The organism is Curtobacterium sp. RIT-PI-V (genome assembly GCF_025642935.1).
Taxonomy (GTDB): domain Bacteria; phylum Actinomycetota; class Actinomycetes; order Actinomycetales; family Microbacteriaceae; genus Curtobacterium.
Window position 1 is genome coordinate 1 of record NZ_JANZKM010000022.1, and the last position, 17,889, is coordinate 17,889.

A 17,889-nucleotide genomic window follows, 5' to 3' on the forward strand; every position below is an offset into this window, starting at 1 on the left:
TGCTCGGCTCGGCCTCGGGGGCCTCTGCCTCGGCAGCGGCTTCGTTCGAGGACTCGTCGGACGAACCGGAGTCGGCGTCGGAGGAACCGGATTCGGACGAGCCGTCGCCGATCTTCACCAGCGCGGTGCCGACCTCCACGGTCTCGTCCTCCTGCACGAGGATCTCCTCGATGACGCCGGCGACGGGCGACGGGATCTCGGTGTCGACCTTGTCGGTCGAGACCTCGAGCAGCGGCTCGTCGACCTCGACCCGGTCACCGACGTTCTTCAGCCATCGGGTCACCGTGCCCTCGGTGACGCTCTCGCCGAGCGCCGGGAGGCTGACGGATTCGCTCATCGGGTGGACTCCTCTTCGCGGGGGGTTGCAGTTGTTGTTGATGTCATTGTCACAGGGCGCGGACTCGTGCGGGTCACAGCGCGTGCAGCGGCTTGCCCGCGAGGTGCAGGAACGCCTCGCCCAGGGCCTCGTTCTGCGTCGGGTGCGCGTGCACGAGCGGAGCGATGTCCTCCGGGTACGCCTCCCAGTTCACGGCGAGCTGCGCTTCACCGATGAGCTCACCGACGCGGGCGCCGATCATGCTCACGCCGACCACGGGGCCGTCGACGACGCGGACGACCTTGACCGAACCGGACGTGCCGATGATGTGGCTCTTGCCGTTGCCGGCCAGGTTGTACTCGTACGAGTCCACCTTGTCGGCGCCGTACTCGGCCTCGGCCTTGGCCTGCGACAGGCCGACGGACGCGACCTCGGGGTCGGAGTACGTGATCTTGGGGATGTTCTTGTCCTCGATGATCACCGGGTTCAGGCCGGCGATCTCCTCGGCGACGAAGATGCCCTGCTGGAAGCCGCGGTGTGCGAGCTGCAGCCCGGGGACGATGTCGCCGACCGCGTAGACGTTCGGCAGGTTGGTGGCGAGGCGCTCGTTCGTGGTGACGAAGCCGCGGTCCATGGCGACGCCGACCTCGTCGAAGCCGACGTTCTGCGTCACCGGGCCACGACCGACGGCGACCAGCAGGACGTCGCCGTCGAAGGTCTTGCCGTCCTCGAGCGTCACGACGACGCCGTTCTCGTGCTGCTCGACGCCCTGGAACCGGACACCGAGCGAGAACTCGATGCCGCGCTTGCGGAAGGCGCGCTCGAGCTGCTTCGACATGGACTCGTCCTCGGCCGGGACGAGGTGGGGGAGCGCCTCGACGATCGTGACCTCGGCACCGAAGGACTTCCAGACGCTGGCGAACTCGACGCCGATGACGCCGCCGCCCAGGATGACGACCTTGTTCGGCACGTAGTCCATGCGCAGTGCGGTCTCGGAGGTGATGACGCGGCCGCCGATCTCGAGCCCGGGGAGGGACTTCGAGTAGGAGCCGGTCGCGAGCACGACGTTCTTGCCGACGATGTTCTGGTCGCCGACCTGCACGGTGTTCTGCGAGGTGAGTCGACCCCAGCCCTCGACGACGGTGATGCCGCGGGCCTTGATGAGGCCCTGCAGGCCCTTGTACTTCGAGGTGATGACGCCCTGCTGGTACTCGATGACCTTCGGGACCTCGACACCGGCGAACTCCGCGATCACACCGTACTTCTCGGCGTCGCGCGTCGCGTCGGCGACCTCGGCCGCGTGCAGCAGCGCCTTGGTGGGGATGCAGCCACGGTGCAGGCACGTCCCTCCGAGCTTGTCGCCCTCGATGAGCGCGACGCTCATGCCGAGTTCGGCGGCCCGGAGCGCAGCGGCGTAGCCACCGCTCCCGCCACCGAGGACCACGACGTCGTAAGTCTGTTCCGTCACCTGGTGCAACTCCCTCGTGCGTGTCGGGCCGATCGGGCCCTACGTGGACACCGCGGAGGGCGGCGTCCGACGGTCGGACCGCGTGGTTCCGGTCCCGTCCCGTGCAGTACCGGTGGGAGGCGCGTCGATGCCCCGTCCCACCGGTACCAAACCTACTACTCGGACTGGAGGTCTTCTGCGAGCGCGATGAGCGTGCGGACCATCACACCCGTCGCGCCCTTGCCGAGCCACCCGTAGCCGCCGCCCTTGTGCTCGGACGGACCGGCGATGTCGAGGTGCGCCCACGGGATGCCCTCGCCGACGAAGCGCTCCAGGAACTTGCCCGCGAGCAGCATGCCGCCGGCCGGGTTGCCGACCGTGGCGTTGACCATGTCGGCGACGTCGCTGGCGAGCCGGGCGTCGAGTTCCTCGGGCAGGGGCATCGGCCAGATCGGCTCCGACACGCCCTCGGCCACGGTGCGGACCTTCGCGACGAGGTCGTCGCTGCCCATCAGGCCGGTGGTGCGGTCGCCGAGCGCGACGACCTGCGCGCCGGTCAGGGTGGCGACGTCGACGATCGCGTCGGGCTGCTCGAGCGAGGCGGCGGCCATGCCGTCGCCGAGCACCAGCCGGCCCTCGGCGTCGGTGTTCGTGACCTCGACGGTCTTGCCGTTCTTGAGCGTGAGGACGTCACCCGGGCGGGTCGCCGTGCCCGACGGCATGTTCTCAGCGAGCGCCAGCCAGGCGGTGACGCGCACGTCGAGGCCCAGGCGTGCGGCGGCGACGGTCGCGGCGAGCACCGTGGCGGCGCCGGTCATGTCGGTCTTCATGCCGAGCATCGACGCCGCCGGCTTGAGCGAGAGCCCGCCCGAGTCGAACGTGATGCCCTTGCCGACGAGGGCGAGGTGCTTCGTGGCGGACTCCGGTGCGTAGCGGACGACGACCAGGCGCGGGGGGCGTGCCGAACCACGGCCGACCCCGAGGATGCCGCCGAAGCCCTGCTCCTCGAGTGCCTGCTCGTCGAGGACCTCGACGGTGAGCGGGAGGTCCGAGGCAAGCCCGGTCGCCACGTCGGCGACGTCCTGTGGTCCCAGGTCGCCGGCCGCGGTGTTCACGAGGTCGCGGACGAGCGAGGCGGCGTCGGCCACGATCGCAGGCCGGACAGCGGCGTCCGTCGCGGCGGACGGCGCGAGGACCGTCACGCGCTGGTCGCCACGCGTCGGCCCGGTCGTGCCGGCCCCCTTGTGCCGCGTGAAGGCGTAGGCGCCGAGTGCAGCACCTTCGAGTGCGGCCTCGACGAGCGCGTCGGTGTCGGTCGGCAGCGCGAGGGCGATCGACGCGGCGTGCGGCAGCTGGCGGACGGCGCTGCCGGCAGCCGAGCGGTAGGCGGCGGCGTCGGTGCCGGAGCCGAGCCCGATGAGCGCGATGCTCGCGGCGTCGACGCCGACGGCCGGGATGCGAACGAGCTGGTCCTTGGCGCCCGTCGCGCCGATCGCCGCGAGGTCGAGGTCGTCGAGCGCGGAGAACGGTGTCGTGGCCGGCTGGGCGATCGTCGCGGGGGCACCGTCGGCACCGGGTCGGACGCCGACCACGAGGACGTCGGCGGAGATCGAGGAGGGGGCGGAGGAGTCGGTGGAGAGCGTCGGTCGGACCATGCTCCAACCCTATCCACGCACTGTTCGCTGTCGGCGTGGCCGTCCCGCGCGGGGGCGTCGGTGGCCCCGCCTAGCATGGGGACGGTGAACCACCCCGAGGAGCTCTACACGTTCGACGAGGCCGCCCCGACCGTCCCGGCCGGGCTGCACCTGGTCGCCGGGCTCACCGGCTTCGCGGACGCCGGTTCGGCCGTTGCCCAGGTCACGACGTCGGTGCTCGACGACCTCGACACCCAGCTCGTCGCCGAGTTCGACCCCGACGTGCTGCTCGACTGGCGTGCTCGCCGGCCCGTCATCACCTTCGAGCACGACCACATCGCCGCCGTCGAGCCGCCCCGGCTGGCGTTGCACCTGGTGCGCGACGAGATCGGCCAGCCGTTCCTGTTCCTGTCCGGGTACGAGCCGGACTTCCAGTGGAACCGGTTCGTGGACGCCGTCACCGGCCTCGCCGCCCGGCTCCAGGTCGCGGACACCACCTGGGTGCAGTCGATCCCGATGCCGGTCCCGCACACCCGCCCGATCAGCCTGACCGTCTCCGGCACCCGCGCCGACCTCGTGGAGCAGATGAGCGTCTGGAAGCCCGAGACCCAGGCGCCGGCGAACGTCCTGCACCTCGTCGAGCACCGGCTCACATCCACCGGCGCGCAGGTCACCGGGCTCGTCCTGCTCGTCCCGCACTACCTGTCGGACACCGAGTTCCCGGACGCGGCCGTCGCTGCCCTGTCCGGCATCGCTGCGGCCACCGGCCTCATCTTCCCGACGGACGCCCTGCGCGAAGCGGGTCGCGAGTTCCTCACCCGGGTCGAGGAGCAGGTCGCCGGCAACGCCGAGCTGCAGCGGCTCGTCGGTGTGCTCGAGGAACGGCACGACACGTACATGGAGGGCAACCCGGTCGCGTCGCCGCTCACGGACGTCGACGGCGAGGTGCCGACCGCGGACGCGATCGCGGCCGAGCTCGAGCGCTTCCTGGCCGACCGGCGCACCCAGGGTGACGGCGGCGAGTAGCCGGGTCGGGCCCTGAACGGTCCGGAACGGCCGACGGGAGGCCCGGAGCGGGCCCGCCCCGCGCCTCCCGTCGGTCGTCCGGTCGCGACCAGGACGTCACCCGGGTCGGCGACACACGTCGCGTATCCGGCTCCGCCGGATCGGTAGCCTGTCCGGGTGAACTCCCGTCGCGCCTACCTGATCTGGGGCATCGCGGTGCTCGCCTACGTCCTCGCGGTCGTGCAGCGGTCCTCGCTGGGGGTGTCCGGAGTGGACGCGCAGGACCGGTTCGCCGTCTCGGCGGCGGTGCTGTCCACGCTCGCGGTCGTGCAGATCGCCGTGTACGCCGGACTCCAGATCCCGGTGGGCGTCGCGCTCGACCGGGTGGGGCCGCGCAGGCTCGTCCTGCTCGGCGCCGCGCTGCTCGTGGTCGGCCAGGCCGTCGTGGCCTTCTCGCCGACGATCGGCCCGGCGATCGCGGGCCGGGTGCTCGTGGGTGCCGGCGACGCGATGACGTTCATCTCGGTGATCCGCCTGGTGCCGATGTGGTTCAGCGGCCGGATCCTGCCGCAGATCTCGCAGTGGACGGGCAACCTCGGGCAGATCGGCCAGATCCTGTCGGCGTTCCCGTTCGCGGTGCTCCTGCACGCCGCGGGGTGGACGCCCGCGTTCGGGGTCGCCGCCGCCGCGAGTGCCGTCGGGCTCGTCCTGGCGTTCGTCTTCGTCCGCAACGGCCCGGTGGTCGTGCGGACCGGAACGATCCCGCTGCCGCACTCGTGGGGCGCCGCGTTCCGGACGTTCGGGCACGCGTTGCGTCGACCGGGCACGCAGCTCGGGTTCTGGTCCCACTACGTGACGCAGTCGTCCGGCACGGTGTTCTCGCTGCTGTGGGGTGTCCCCATGCTCCGCGGGCTCGGGTACAGCCCCGCCGAGGCCGCCGGCTTCCTGACGATCATCGTCGCCGTGGGCTTCGTGGCCGGGCCGGTGCTCGGGCTGTTGTGCGCGCGGTTCCCGATGCGCCGCTCGAACCTCGTGCTCGGCGTGGTCGTGCTGCTCGCCGTGGTGTGGACCGCGATCCTGCTCTGGCCCGGCCACCCGCCGACCTGGCTGCTCGTGCTGCTCGTCGTGGCGATGGGCATCGGCGGCCCCGGTTCGCTGATCGGGTTCGACTTCGCCCGGACGTTCAACCCCGTCGGTTCCCTGGGGTCCGCGAACGGCGTCGTCAACGTCGGCGGCTTCCTGGCGGCGTTCGTGATGATGTACCTGATCGGGCTGCTGCTCGACGTGGTGTCCCGCGTCACCGGCGAGACCGTCTTCGCCTGGGACAACTTCCGGGTGGCCCTCACGGTGCAGTACCTGGTGGTCGGGTTCGGCGTCGCGATGCTCCTGCACGCTCGGCGCCGGACTCGGCGGGTGCTCCACGCTGAGGAGGGAATACGCGTCGGACCGTTCTGGGTTGCACTCGTTGCGCGCCTGCGGAAGCGGCACGTGCAATAATGATCACGGACCCACTCAGGACCCCCATCCTGTCGGTGCACTTCGGAGCGCCGATCAACACGGGGGACTTGACATGGGTCTTAGTGCTGCCCGGAACGGTAGGACTCGACGACGCGGGGGACTGCGGCTCGGGCCCTGGGCGGCGAGGGAGGCCACGACCCCACGAACGTGGCACGACGAGAGAGGTGATCGCATGGCTGCCCGGAGCACGACGATCGATCCCACGAAGGACACTCAGCCCGAGGGTGCTGTGGCAGAGGACGCCACGGACACCGAGGGAACCGCCGCGCCGAAGAAGCGCGCCACCAAGGCCCCCGCCAAGAAGGCCCCGGCCAAGAAGGCCGCCCCGAAGGCGAAGAAGGTCGACCCCGTCGACGAGGCGAACGAAGCCGCCGACGAGCCGACCGAGGACGTCGAGGACACCGACGACAAGGCGATCAAGCCCGACGCCGCCGCTGCGGTCGCCGCCGGCGCGCTCGTCATCTCGCAGACCGACGACGACGAAGCCCCGGTCTACTCCACGACCATCACGGGTGCGACCGCCGACCCGGTGAAGGACTACCTCAAGCAGATCGGCAAGGTCGCCCTGCTCAACGCCGAGCAGGAGGTCGAGCTCGCGATGCGCATCGAGGCCGGCCTGTTCGCCGAGGACAAGCTGCAGCACTCGACCGGGCTGACCAAGCCGGCCGAGCGTGAGTTGCGCTGGGTCGCCCGCGACGGTCAGCGCGCCAAGTCGCACCTGCTCGGCGCGAACCTCCGCCTCGTGGTGTCGCTCGCCAAGCGCTACACCGGCCGTGGCATGCAGTTCCTGGACCTCATCCAGGAGGGCAACCTGGGCCTCATCCGTGCGGTCGAGAAGTTCGACTACACCAAGGGCTTCAAGTTCTCCACCTACGCGACGTGGTGGATCCGCCAGGCGATCACCCGCGCCATGGCCGACCAGGCCCGCACCATCCGCATCCCGGTGCACATGGTCGAGGTCATCAACAAGCTCGCCCGCGTCCAGCGTCAGATGCTGCAGGACCTCGGTCGCGAACCCACTCCGGAAGAGCTCGCACGCGAGCTCGACATGACGCCGGAGAAGGTCGTCGAGGTGCAGAAGTACGGTCGCGAGCCGATCTCCCTGCACACGCCCCTGGGCGAGGACGGCGACTCCGAGTTCGGCGACCTCATCGAGGACACCGAGGCGGTCGTGCCGGCCGACGCCGTGGGCTTCACGATGCTGCAGAAGCAGCTCGAGAGCCTGCTCGACTCCCTGTCCGAGCGCGAGGCGGGCGTCATCCGCATGCGCTTCGGCCTCGGTGACGGCCAGCCGAAGACCCTCGACCAGATCGGTGACACGTTCGGCGTGACGCGTGAGCGCATCCGTCAGATCGAGTCCAAGACGATGGCGAAGCTCCGCCACCCGTCGCGGTCGCAGTCGCTGCGCGACTACCTCGAGTAGGCCGATGCGGTTCTTCATCCCGATCCTGATCGGGCGGATCCTCCGTGCCCTCGCGCGAGCGCGGGGCGGGGGGTCCGCGTACCCCGGCTACATCGTGCTCAAGCTCGTGCCGGACTTCCTGCAGCACGTGACGAAGCAGTTCCCGAACGGCGTCGTCTTCGTGCTCGGGTCGAACGGCAAGTCGACGACGACGCACATGATCTCGGACATCGTCCGGGCGCACGGGCTCCGCGTCTTCACGAACCCCTCGGGCGCCAACCTGCCGCAGGGCATCGCGTCGGCGCTGCTGTCCGAGGTCTCCCTGACCGGTCGCCTGAAGGCGGACATCGGCATCCTCGAGGTCGACGAGGCCTTCGCGGTCGAGCTCGCCGGCATCCTGTCGCCGTCCACGGTGACGATGCTCAACGTGCAGGTCGACCAGCTGTACCGGTTCTTCGAGACCGAGCGCGTCGCCGACATGATGCTCGACACCGCGGCACTGTCCACGGCGAACGTCATCACGAACCGCGACGACCAGTTCCTCGACGCCTACGTGGCGCGGACCGGCCAGCGGGTGTTGCGCTTCGGTGCGAGCGCCGAGGTCGTCGCCGCGGCACCGAACGGCCTGCAGAACGCCGACGACTTCGATCGGCAGGACGCCCAGCCGAACGCGGCTGAATCCGAGGTCGTCGTGAACACCGGTGACGGTGCGACGATCCGCTTCGACGGTGCCGACATCGCGGTGCGCCTGCCCGCACGCGGCCTGCACTACGCGGTCGACGCTGCTGCTGCCACCGCCACGGCCAGCGCGGCACTCGGCACGCAGTTCCGCGCCGACGCCGTCACGAAGGCCTTCGGCACGATGAAGCCGGCGTACGGCCGCGGCGAGCGACTCCCGATCGCCGGCGAGTCCGCCGAGTTCACGATGTTCAAGAACGCCGCGAGCCTCCAGCTCAACCTCGACGCACTGCCGGACCGCCCCGAGCAGGTCCTCATGGCGATCGACGAGGGCACGCCGGACATCTCGTGGATCTACGACATCGACTTCTCGAAGCTCGACCACGTCGACGTCGTGTCCGGTGACAAGGCATGGCAGATCGCGATCGCCCTCGAGCACGCCGGTGTCCGCATCGGTCGGGTCGAACCCGACGTCGAGGCCGCGATCAAGCACATGGAGCAGCTCGGGTCGACGACCAGCGGCACGAAGAACTTCATCGTCAACTACGAGATCATGATGATCGCCCGCAAGGCCCTCGGCCACCCGGACATGGAGAAGACCGCATGACAGCCGACCGGCTGACCATCCTGCACGTCTACCCCCGGCAGATGGGCGTCTCGGGGGACCGCGGCAACGTCGCTGCCCTCGTCCGCCGTGCCGCCGCAGCCGGCCTCGACACCGAGGTGCTCGAGTACGCGCCCGGCGACGACCTGCCCGCCGCGGCCGACGTCGTCGTCATCGGCAACGGACCGCTCAGCGCGATGCGCTCGCTCGGTGCCGACGTCGCCCGCATCGCCGCTCCGCTCCGTTCCTTCGCGAGCGACGGCGTGCCGGTCGTCGCGGTCGGTGGTGGGTTCGACCTGGCGACGAACGAGGTCGTCCCCACCGAGGGTGCTCCGCTCGCCGGGTTCGGCGTGTTCGACGCCCGAGCCGTTCGCGGTGCCGAACGGCGGGTCAACTACTTCGTCCTCGAGACCCGGTACCCGCTGCTCCCCGGGGCACCCAAGCGGCTCGCCGGCTTCGAGGACCACGCCACCACGATCGAGCTCGCGGCCGGGGCCACCCCGTTCGCCGACGTGGTGTCCGGCGGCGGTAACCAGGCTGGAGCCCCGGTCGAGGGTGCGATCGTCGGTACGTCGTTCGGCACGCACACGCAGGGTCCGATCCTGCCGCTCAACCCGCAGCTGACCGACGGTGTGCTCGCCGCGGCAGCCGCTCGGCTGGGCCGTGAGTACGCGCCGGATCCCGAGCAGACAGCGACCATCGACCGCTACGCGCGCGAAGCGCGCGCGACGGTCGACCGCTACGTCGACAAGGCGTTCAAGCGCATCGCGTGACGCTCACGAAGGCCGGGTCCCGATGGGACCCGGCCTTCGTCGTCTCCGATGGGTGGCAACAATTGCCAGGTCGGTCCGTTGGTGTGCAGGATGTGACATGTTGGAAGCCGACAAAGGAGGCTTCATGCTCACCAACAAATCCGTCCTCGCCCTGGTCGGCGCACTCGTCGTGACACTGACCACTGCCGGGGCCGTCGTCCAGACGGCTCCTGCTGAGGCCGCGACGCCCCGCATCAGTTCGGCCTGCAGTTCGGTGCCGACGACCACGACCGAGTTCGACGGGGTTCCGGGGACGATCTTCTACAAGCGGCTCCAGTGCCTCGGCAGCATGGCCGGGTACTCAGGTGATATCGACGGTCGCATGACTTCCCCCGCCTGGTTTTTCGTCGCGAAGCGCCTCGCGGTCGGCGGGTACTACCAGTCGGGCGACTTCTACGGATCCGAACACCCCCAGACCATCGCAGCATTGCAGCGATGGGCGGCCGCCCATGGCGGCTACAGCGGCCCCATCGACGGTGTCTGGGGGCCGAACAGCTACCGCGGCGCCGCCTGGGCGCTGAACCGCGCGTTCTGAGACGGGCAACAGACAGACGGGAGGCCCGGTGCCAGCTGGCACAGGGCCTCCCGTCTTGCTGTGCTCGCGCCTTCGCGCGCTACTTCGACTCGTGGAGTCGGCTGCTCTCGTCGTGCCACTCGATGGCGGTCGCCGCGAGCTTGTCCTTGAACTCGGCGCCGTGGTGCGCGCAGAAGAAGAGCTCGCCGCTCGACATGGTGGCTCGGATGTAAGCCTGCGCTCCGCAGCTGTCGCAACGGTCGGCGGCGGTCAGCTGGTGGTTGCTGACTTCGTCGATGGAGGGGTCCTGCACGGTCTGGGTCATTGCTGTGCTCCTCACGGATCGCAGGTGGTGCCGGGTGGTTGCACCATTTCAACACGTGATGCCTGAGAACGATGCATTGTGCAGCGCTGTTTCGCTGAGCGCGGATCGGTTGTCCCCAGTGCGAGTGTCCACGCCGAGGGTGTCGGTAGCGCTCGGTAGCATCGAACGGTGAGCTCCGACTACTCCGCACGCCATCTCTCCGTCCTCGAAGGGCTCGAGGCGGTCCGGAAGCGTCCAGGGATGTACATCGGCTCGACCGACTCCCGTGGGCTCATGCACTGCCTGTGGGAGATCATCGACAACTCCGTCGACGAAGCCCTGGCCGGGCACGGCGACGAGATCGGTGTCGTGCTGCACGCCGACGGGTCGGTCGAGGTTCGCGACACCGCCCGCGGCATCCCGGTGGACGTCGAACCGAAGACCGGGCTGACCGGGGTCGAGGTCGTGTTCACCAAGCTGCACGCCGGTGGCAAGTTCGGCTCCGGGTCCTACGCTGCCTCCGGTGGTCTGCACGGCGTCGGCGCTTCGGTGGTCAACGCCCTGTCCGAGCGCCTCGACGTCGAGGTCGACCGTGGCGGCAAGACCTACGCCATGTCCTTCCACCGCGGCGAGCCCGGCACGTTCGACGACACGAAGGGCATCGGTCCGGACGCCCCGTTCAGCCCCTTCACCTCGGGCAGCGAGCTGCGGGTCGTCGGCAAGGTGAAGAAGGGCGTCACGGGTTCCCGGATCCGGTACTGGGCGGACCGGCAGATCTTCACCGCCGATGCGCGGTTCAGCACCGACGACCTGGTCACCCGCGCACGGCAGACGGCGTTCCTGGTGCCCGGGCTCGGCATCACGATCACCGACGAGCGCGTGACCTCGATCGAGGCCGCCGTCGCGCGTGCCGAGGCGACGGGCACCGCCGTCGAGGCCGGCCCGGTCGTCGAACGCTTCCGCTACGAGGGCGGCATCGGCGAGTTCGTCGAGCACCTCGCGGCCGACACGGCCGTCACCGATGTCTGGCGCGTGCAGGGCACCGGGACCTTCACCGAGACCGTCCCGATGCTCGACGACAAGGGCCACATGGTCTCGACCTCGGTCGAGCGCGCCTGCGAGGTGGACCTCGCGCTGCGGTGGGGCGACGGGTACGAGACGGTGTTCCGCAGCTTCGTCAACATCATCGCGACGCCGAAGGGCGGCACGCACCAGGCCGGCTTCGAGTCCGGGTTGGTCAAAGCCGTCCGCGCGCAGGTCGAGGCGAACGCCCGCAAGCTCAAGGTCGGGCAGGACAAGCTCGACAAGGACGACGTGCTCGCCGGCATGACCGCCGTGCTGACCGTCCGACTGCCCGAGCCGCAGTTCGAGGGGCAGACGAAGGAGATCCTCGGCACGCCGGCGGTCCGCAAGATCGTCGACCAGGTCGTGTCGAAGCGCATCACCGAGATCCTGACGTCGACGCAGCGCACCGAGAAGGCCCAGGCCGCGACGCTGCTCGAGAAGGTCGTCGCGGAGATGAAGACCCGCATCTCGGCCCGCGCCCACAAGGAGACGCAGCGCCGGAAGAACGCGCTCGAGAACTCCTCGTTGCCGACGAAGCTCGCGGACTGCCGGTCGCAGGAGACCGAGGGCACCGAGCTCTTCATCGTCGAGGGAGACTCGGCCCTGGGGACCGCGAAGCTCGCACGCAACAGCGAGTATCAAGCGCTGCTGCCGATCCGCGGCAAGATCCTCAACGTGCAGAAGGCGTCCGTGTCGGACATGCTGTCGAACGTCGAGTGTGCGTCGATCATCCAGGTCATCGGCGCCGGTTCCGGCCGGACGTTCGAGATCGACCAGGCGCGCTACGGCAAGGTCATCATCATGTCGGACGCCGACGTCGACGGTGCCCACATCCGCACGCTGCTGCTCACCCTGTTCTTCCGCTACATGCGACCGATGATCGAGCAGGGCCGGGTGTTCGCCGCCGTGCCGCCGCTGCACCGGGTCGTCGTCGTGAACCGCGGCAAGCCGAACGACACGCTCTACACGTACTCCGAGCAGGAACTGCAGACCGTGCTGAAGAAGCTCGAGAAGACCGGCAAGAAGTACCAGGAGCCGATCCAGCGGTACAAGGGTCTGGGTGAGATGGACGCCGACCAGCTCGCCGAGACCACGATGGACCGCGCGCACCGGACCCTGCGGCGGGTGAACATCACGCACGCCGAGAGCGCGGCGAAGGTGTTCGAACTGCTCATGGGGAACGACGTGGCCCCGCGCAAGGAGTTCATCCTGGCAGGCGAGGGTCTGGACCGCGACCGCATCGACGCGTAGCGCGCCGGTCCCGCCCGGGTCTCGGCGGCGCTGGCCCGAGTCTCGTGGTGAGCGACTCGTCTCGGGCTGCGCGCTCCGAGTTCGGTCGCTCAGGCCGAGTCTCGGTGCCGCGGCGCGCCACCGTGCGCGGTCCGTGCCGCCAACGCGACGATGTGCCGCGAACTGTTGGCGGACTTCTGTCGCTTCCGCGTCGGCGGCTCGAGCGGTCCGGGCGGGGTTGCCCCGCGCCTCCCGGCCAGCGAGTCTCGCGATGGGCGACCGGGCTCGGGTGCCGGACCGCGAACGATGTCGTTCAGGCCGAGTCTCGGTGCCGCCAGAACGACACCGTGCCGTCACCGTGAGCGGTCCGTGCCGCCGACGCGACAGTGTCCCGCGAACTGTTCGCGGGACACTGTCGCTTTCGCGAGAACAGACGCCGGAGCGGAACCTCGCCGCGCGCTACGCGTCGCCAGCGGTCCCGTCGAGCGCCGCGGCACTGCCACCGATCGAGCCGATGACGGCCTCGAGCGGTGCACCGGACCCGTCACGCTTCGACAGCCAGTCGGGCAGGGTGCGCGCGGCGCCGTCCGTGCCGACCGCGTGCGGGGGAGCGATGCCCGCCCAGCCCACGGTGAGCCCGTCCTCGCCCTTCAGGAACGCGTGCGCCCGGACACCCTGGGTCGCCCGGCCCTTGGCGGGGAACTCGGACAGCGCGGAGACCTTGGCGCGACCAGAGTCCGTGCCGGGCAGTGCCGTCGAGGTCGTGGACACCGTGGCGACCACGGCGTCGTCGGACCGGGCGACGGACCCGAACCAGATCACCGAGGACCCGGATGCCAGCGCCATGCCCGCGACACCGCCGGCCGGCAACCCCTGGGCACGGACGCCTGACGCGGGGAAGCGCAGGAGCTGAGCGTTCGAGCTGATGAACACCAGGTCGTCGGACTCGGGCGCCTGAGCGGCGCCGACCACCGCGTCGCCGGGCTTCAGGCCGATCGCGATGAACTCGGGCTTGTCGGGCCAGGCTCCGGGCACGACGCGCTTCACGACGCCCTGTGCGGTGCCGATCGCCAGCGAGTCCTCGGAGGCGCCGGACAGGTCGACGAGCGCCACGACGGTCTCGCCCTTCGTCAGGGTGAGGAAGTCGGTGACCCGCACGCCGGCGTCGAGCCGGACCGCGGCCGGCGGCACCGCCGGGACGTCGACGGGGGAGAGCCGCAGCACCCGCCCGGTCGAGGTCAGCGCGCCGACCTGGCCCCGGACGGTGCTCACCACGGCGGAGCGGACGGCGTCGTGCTTGGAGCGCTTCGGCACGCGGACGATGCTGAGCTCCGACGTCGGGATGTCGACGCGGATGAGCCGTCCGGTGGTCGAGAGCAGCACGCGGCACGGCGAGTCGGCGACCTGGAGCGACTCCGGGTCGACCGCGGCCTTGCGACCGCCCTTGACGGGGGCGTCGGCCTCCGTGAGCAGCGTGCGGCGGGGGGTGGCGAACTTGTCGGAGACCTCGGTGAGCTCGAGCGCGACCTGGGCACGGAGCCGTTCGTCGGACGCCAGGAGTTCCTCGAGCGCGGCGATGTCGGCGAGCAGCTGGTCGCGCTCGGCCTCGAGCTCCATGCGCGAGAACTTCGTCAGGCGTCGGAGCCGCAGTTCGAGGATGTACTCGGCCTGGACCTCGGACAGGTCGAAGACGTCACGGAGCCGGCTCCGTGCCGCCTCGGAGTCGTCCGAGGTGCGGATGACCTGGATGACCTCGTCGATGTCGAGGATCGCGATGAGCAGTCCCTCGACCAGGTGCAGCCGCTCGCGACGACGCGCGAGCCGGTACTCCGACCGCCGGGTCACGACCGACAGCCGGTGCTGCACGTAGACGTCGAGCAGCTCACGCAGTCCGAGCGTGCGCGGGGACCCGCCGACCAGCGCGACGTTGTTGATGCCGAAGCCGTCCTCGAGCGGGGTGTGCTTGTACAGCTGCTCGAGCACCGCGGTGGGGTTGAAGCCGCTCTTGATGCCGATCACGAGCCGGAGCCCGTGGTTGCGGTCGGTCAGGTCGTTGACGTCCGAGATGCCGACGAGCTTCTTGGACTGGACGCCGTCCTTGATCTTCTCGATGACGCGCTCGGGGCCGACGAGGTACGGCAGTTCGGTGACGACGAGTCCGACCTTGCGCGGGGTGAGGTTCTCGACGCTCACCTTCGACCGGGTGCGGAACGTGCCGCGTCCGGTGGCGTAGGCGTCGCGGACGCCGGAGAGCCCGACGATGGTGCCACCGGAGGGCAGGTCCGGCCCCGGGACGAACTCCATGAGCTCCTCGAGGGTGGCCTGCGGGTTCATCAGCAGGTGCTTCGCGGCCTCGACCACCTCGCCCAGGTTGTGCGGCGCCATGTTCGTCGCCATGCCGACCGCGATGCCGGACGCGCCGTTGACGAGCAGGTTCGGGAACGCCGCGGGCAGGACGCCGGGCTGCATGATCTGGTTGTCGTAGTTCGGGACGAAGTCCACGACGTCCTCGCCGAGGCCCTCGGTCATCGCCATCGACGGTTCGGCCAGACGGGCTTCGGTGTACCGGGCCGCAGCGGGACCGTCGTCGAGCGACCCGAAGTTGCCGTGGCCGTCGATCAGCGGTACGCGCATCGTGAACGGCTGCGCCATCCGCACCAGGGCGTCGTAGATCGCGCCGTCGCCGTGCGGGTGCAGCTTGCCCATCACCTCGCCGGTGACGCGGGCGCTCTTGACGTGCCCGCGGTCGGGCCGCAGGCCCATCTCGGCCATCTGGTACAGGATGCGCCGTTGGACGGGCTTCAGGCCGTCGCGCGCATCGGGCAGCGCCCGCGAGTAGATGACGGAGTACGCGTACTCGAGGAAGGAGCCCTGCATCTCCTCGGAGACGTCGACGTCCTCGATGCGCTCACCGTCGGGCAGGCCGACTGCGTCCGTGCGTGCCATGGCACCTTTCTGGAAGACTCGTTGGAATGGGAACAAGCGTACCGACGGCCCCCGACGCCGCCGCCAACCTCGCCGACGTCTTCCCGAGTTGCCTCGTGGCACTCGGGGCTGCGGACGGCGCGTGGTCGCGTGACCACGGCCTGGAGGCCCGGATCGCCCTCCGTCCCGCCCGTTCCGCGATCGTCGTCCTGGTCGACGGACTCGGGAGCGCCGCGCTGTCGGCTCGCGCCGGGCACGCCCGCTGGCTCACGGCCGCGAAGGGGTCCGGCACCGCGAAGAGACTGCGCAGCGGGTTCCCGACCACGACGGCCGCGGCACTGAGCACCCTGACCACCGGACGGTCGCCCGGCACGCACGGCGTCGTCGGGTACAGCGGCTGGAACCCGGACACCGCTGCCGTGATGAACCTGCTCGGCGGGTGGGACACCGAGGTGCCCGCGGACTGGTTCCTCACCGAGACGCTCTTCACCCGCGCCGCGGAGCTCGGCGTCGACCCCGTCGTCGTCGGCCCCGACCGGTACCGGGCGTCGGGCATGACCGCGAACGTGCTCGGCGGCGCGCGGTACGTGTCGGCGGACACGATCCCGGAGCGCATCGACGCCGCCCTGGCCGAGACCGCCACCGGTCGGTCGCTCGTGTACCTGTACGTGCCGGAGCTCGACTCGATCGGCCACAAGTCCGGGTGGCAGTCCGACCGGTGGACGGCGACGCTCGAGCTGCTCGACGGCGAGCTCACCCGCCTCGACGCCCGCGGTGCGCCGGACGTGGGCGTCCTCGTCACCGCGGACCACGGTGTGCTCGACGTGCCCGACCACGCGAACATCGCCATCGACCCGCTCCTGCTGAAGGACGTCGTCGGGGTGGCCGGCGATCCGCGGTGCCGCCAGTTCACGGTGGCGCCGGGCACCGACGTGCGCGGGCTGGTCGGGGCGTTCCGGGCGCGCTACGGCAAGAAGGCGTACGTCGCCAGCCGCGACGAGGCGATCGCCGCCGGGTGGTTCGGTGCGGTCTCGCCGCAGGTGGTCCCGCGCATCGGCGACGTGATCGTCGTGGCACGCGGGTCGTGGGCGTTCAACGACGACCGCGAGCTGCGTGACGGCGAGGTGCCGAAGCGCATGATCGGTCAGCACGGTGCGATGACCGACGAGGAGACGTTCGTCCCGCTGCGGCTCGCCGGGGCATTCGCGCAGTAGCGGACGGTCGGCTCAGGCCGGGTCCTCCGGGCGCGTGCCGAAGACGATCTCGTCCCAGCTCGGCATCGACCGGCGGTTGCGCTTCTTGCGCTCCGCACGGCCCTCGGCTTCGGGCGCCGATGCCGGACGGGCGTCGGCGGACGGCGGGACGGTATCGCCCTGGGACTCGTCCTCGAACCCCTGCAGCGGGATGTCGACGACGCTGATCGAGGTGCCGCGGGCCGGCTCGTCGCGCTGCTCGCCGAACGAGGCGGCCTCGCGCTCCCCACGGCGGCGGCGGAGCGCCTCGAGCAGGTCGGCGGTCTCGTTGCCGGGTGCGCGCTCCTCGACGGCCGCCTGGCCGATGCGGGGCAGCGGTGCACGGAGTGGGGCGCGGTCGGAGACGTCGGGGTTCGTGACGGCCTCGTCCTCTTCCTCGACGCGGAAGGCACCGGAGTCGAAGCGGGTGCCGTCGTCGTCCTGCTGCTCGTACTCCACGGCGCGCAGGCGGGGCGCGATGCCCTCGTCGTCGGTGTGCGAGAGCCGGTGCGCGTCGCCGTTGTCCGGCACGAGCGTCGAGGTCTTCGGGTCGAAGCGCCACTGGGCGTCGTGCTCGACCTCGGCCGCGGTGTAGTGGACCCGGACCTGCCAGCCGCTCTCCGGGTGCTTCCACGAGCCCCAGCTGATCGCGGTGGCCTCGCCGGCCTCGAGCTTCGCGGTGATCGCTGCGCCGAAGGTGTCGGGGGCCTCGTCGTCGACCGGGGTCACCGGGACGCGGTGCGAGGCGTCGAGGACGAACGCACGCTCGGCGAGCACCGGGCCCTCGAAGCGTCGGACGTACTCGACGTCGACGTCGAGCGCGGCCGCGACGTCGGCGGCGTCGGCACCACCACGGATGCGTGCCTGGACGTCCTTGGGGGAGACCCGCTTCTGCGGACCGGCGTCGGGATTGGCCTGCCGGACCTGCCCCGGCAGCGAGGACGTGACGGGCAACCGGAACTCGGTACCGCCGTCGGTCGCCAGGAGGAGTGCGCCTGCCTCGACTCCGATGACTCTCACGTCTTGCATGGTCCAGCCTTCCCAGCGTCGCGTACGGTCGTGCGTCGTACCCCGTGAGTATGCAGTGGTCGCGGACGGTTTCCACGGAGGCGCACGGGCGTGCCGCGGAGTCTGCGCACCAGCGGCGACGGGTGTCGGGAATGTCCCGATCCGGTCACGGGTTGCAGCGCCGTGACGACCCGC

The 17,889-nt window shown here is 70.5% G+C and carries 14 protein-coding genes; 8 read left to right on the forward strand and 6 right to left on the reverse strand.

Translation table 11 applies throughout. The features are described 5' to 3' along the window. From OGL88_RS13210 to OGL88_RS13220, 3 genes are all read right to left on the reverse strand, one after another. On the reverse strand, window positions 1–337 hold a 337-nt coding region (locus tag OGL88_RS13210), incomplete at its 3' end, for a biotin/lipoyl-containing protein (RefSeq protein ID WP_308202627.1). Between the two features lie 73 nt (window positions 338–410). Further along, window positions 411–1,784 carry a dihydrolipoyl dehydrogenase gene (lpdA, locus tag OGL88_RS13215; protein WP_263091674.1) on the reverse strand — a complete coding sequence of 458 codons (1,374 nt, stop codon included), beginning with the start codon at window positions 1,782–1,784 and terminating at the stop codon, window positions 411–413. Between the two features lie 155 nt (window positions 1,785–1,939). Further along, entirely contained in the window at window positions 1,940–3,418 is a 1,479-nt protein-coding gene (locus OGL88_RS13220) for a leucyl aminopeptidase (RefSeq protein ID WP_263091675.1), read from the reverse strand. A gap of 75 nt (window positions 3,419–3,493) precedes the next feature. On the opposite strand from OGL88_RS13220, the gene OGL88_RS13225 reads away from it, so the two are divergent. The 6 genes from OGL88_RS13225 (at window position 3,494) to OGL88_RS13250 (ending at window position 9,951) form a co-directional block, all read left to right on the forward strand. Then, complete coding sequence (locus OGL88_RS13225) at window positions 3,494–4,423, forward strand: proteasome assembly chaperone family protein (protein ID WP_263091676.1); 930 nt, start codon at window positions 3,494–3,496, stop codon at window positions 4,421–4,423. 156 nt (window positions 4,424–4,579) lie between these two features. Then, window positions 4,580–5,899: an MFS transporter gene (locus OGL88_RS13230; protein WP_263091677.1), complete on the forward strand. Its 1,320-nt coding sequence runs from the start codon at window positions 4,580–4,582 to the stop codon at window positions 5,897–5,899. Window positions 5,900–6,092: 193 nt separating this feature from the next. Continuing rightward, complete coding sequence (locus OGL88_RS13235) at window positions 6,093–7,343, forward strand: RNA polymerase sigma factor (RefSeq protein ID WP_263091678.1); 1,251 nt, start codon at window positions 6,093–6,095, stop codon at window positions 7,341–7,343. A gap of 4 nt (window positions 7,344–7,347) precedes the next feature. Next, on the forward strand, window positions 7,348–8,607 hold the full coding sequence (locus tag OGL88_RS13240) for a MurT ligase domain-containing protein (RefSeq protein WP_263091679.1): 1,260 nt from the start codon (window positions 7,348–7,350) through the stop codon (window positions 8,605–8,607). Continuing rightward, window positions 8,604–9,377 carry a hypothetical protein gene (locus tag OGL88_RS13245; protein ID WP_263091680.1) on the forward strand — a complete coding sequence of 258 codons (774 nt, stop codon included), beginning with the start codon at window positions 8,604–8,606 and terminating at the stop codon, window positions 9,375–9,377. The genes OGL88_RS13240 and OGL88_RS13245 overlap by 4 nt, the downstream gene beginning before the upstream one ends. Before the next feature lie 97 nt (window positions 9,378–9,474). Then, window positions 9,475–9,951: a hypothetical protein gene (locus OGL88_RS13250; RefSeq protein ID WP_263091681.1), complete on the forward strand. Its 477-nt coding sequence runs from the start codon at window positions 9,475–9,477 to the stop codon at window positions 9,949–9,951. Between the two features lie 79 nt (window positions 9,952–10,030). Here the strand turns inward: OGL88_RS13250 and OGL88_RS13255 are convergent, their stop codons facing one another. Then, window positions 10,031–10,255, reverse strand: a complete 225-nt coding sequence (locus OGL88_RS13255) for a DUF7455 domain-containing protein (protein ID WP_263091682.1) — start codon at window positions 10,253–10,255, stop codon at window positions 10,031–10,033. A 168-nt stretch (window positions 10,256–10,423) separates the two neighbouring features. Here OGL88_RS13255 and OGL88_RS13260 point away from each other — a divergent pair, with 168 nt between their 5' ends. Further along, window positions 10,424–12,550: a DNA gyrase/topoisomerase IV subunit B gene (locus OGL88_RS13260; RefSeq protein WP_263091683.1), complete on the forward strand. Its 2,127-nt coding sequence runs from the start codon at window positions 10,424–10,426 to the stop codon at window positions 12,548–12,550. Window positions 12,551–12,988: 438 nt separating this feature from the next. Here the strand turns inward: OGL88_RS13260 and OGL88_RS13265 are convergent, their stop codons facing one another. Continuing rightward, window positions 12,989–15,475 carry a DNA gyrase/topoisomerase IV subunit A gene (locus OGL88_RS13265; protein ID WP_263091684.1) on the reverse strand — a complete coding sequence of 829 codons (2,487 nt, stop codon included), beginning with the start codon at window positions 15,473–15,475 and terminating at the stop codon, window positions 12,989–12,991. Window positions 15,476–15,501: 26 nt separating this feature from the next. Here OGL88_RS13265 and OGL88_RS13270 point away from each other — a divergent pair, with 26 nt between their 5' ends. Further along, on the forward strand, window positions 15,502–16,668 hold the full coding sequence (locus OGL88_RS13270) for an alkaline phosphatase family protein (RefSeq protein WP_263091685.1): 1,167 nt from the start codon (window positions 15,502–15,504) through the stop codon (window positions 16,666–16,668). A 12-nt stretch (window positions 16,669–16,680) separates the two neighbouring features. Here OGL88_RS13270 and sepH read toward each other — a convergent pair whose 3' ends face one another. After that, complete coding sequence (gene sepH / locus OGL88_RS13275; protein WP_263091686.1) at window positions 16,681–17,706, reverse strand: septation protein SepH; 1,026 nt, start codon at window positions 17,704–17,706, stop codon at window positions 16,681–16,683. Between the last annotated feature and the right edge of the window lie 183 nt (window positions 17,707–17,889).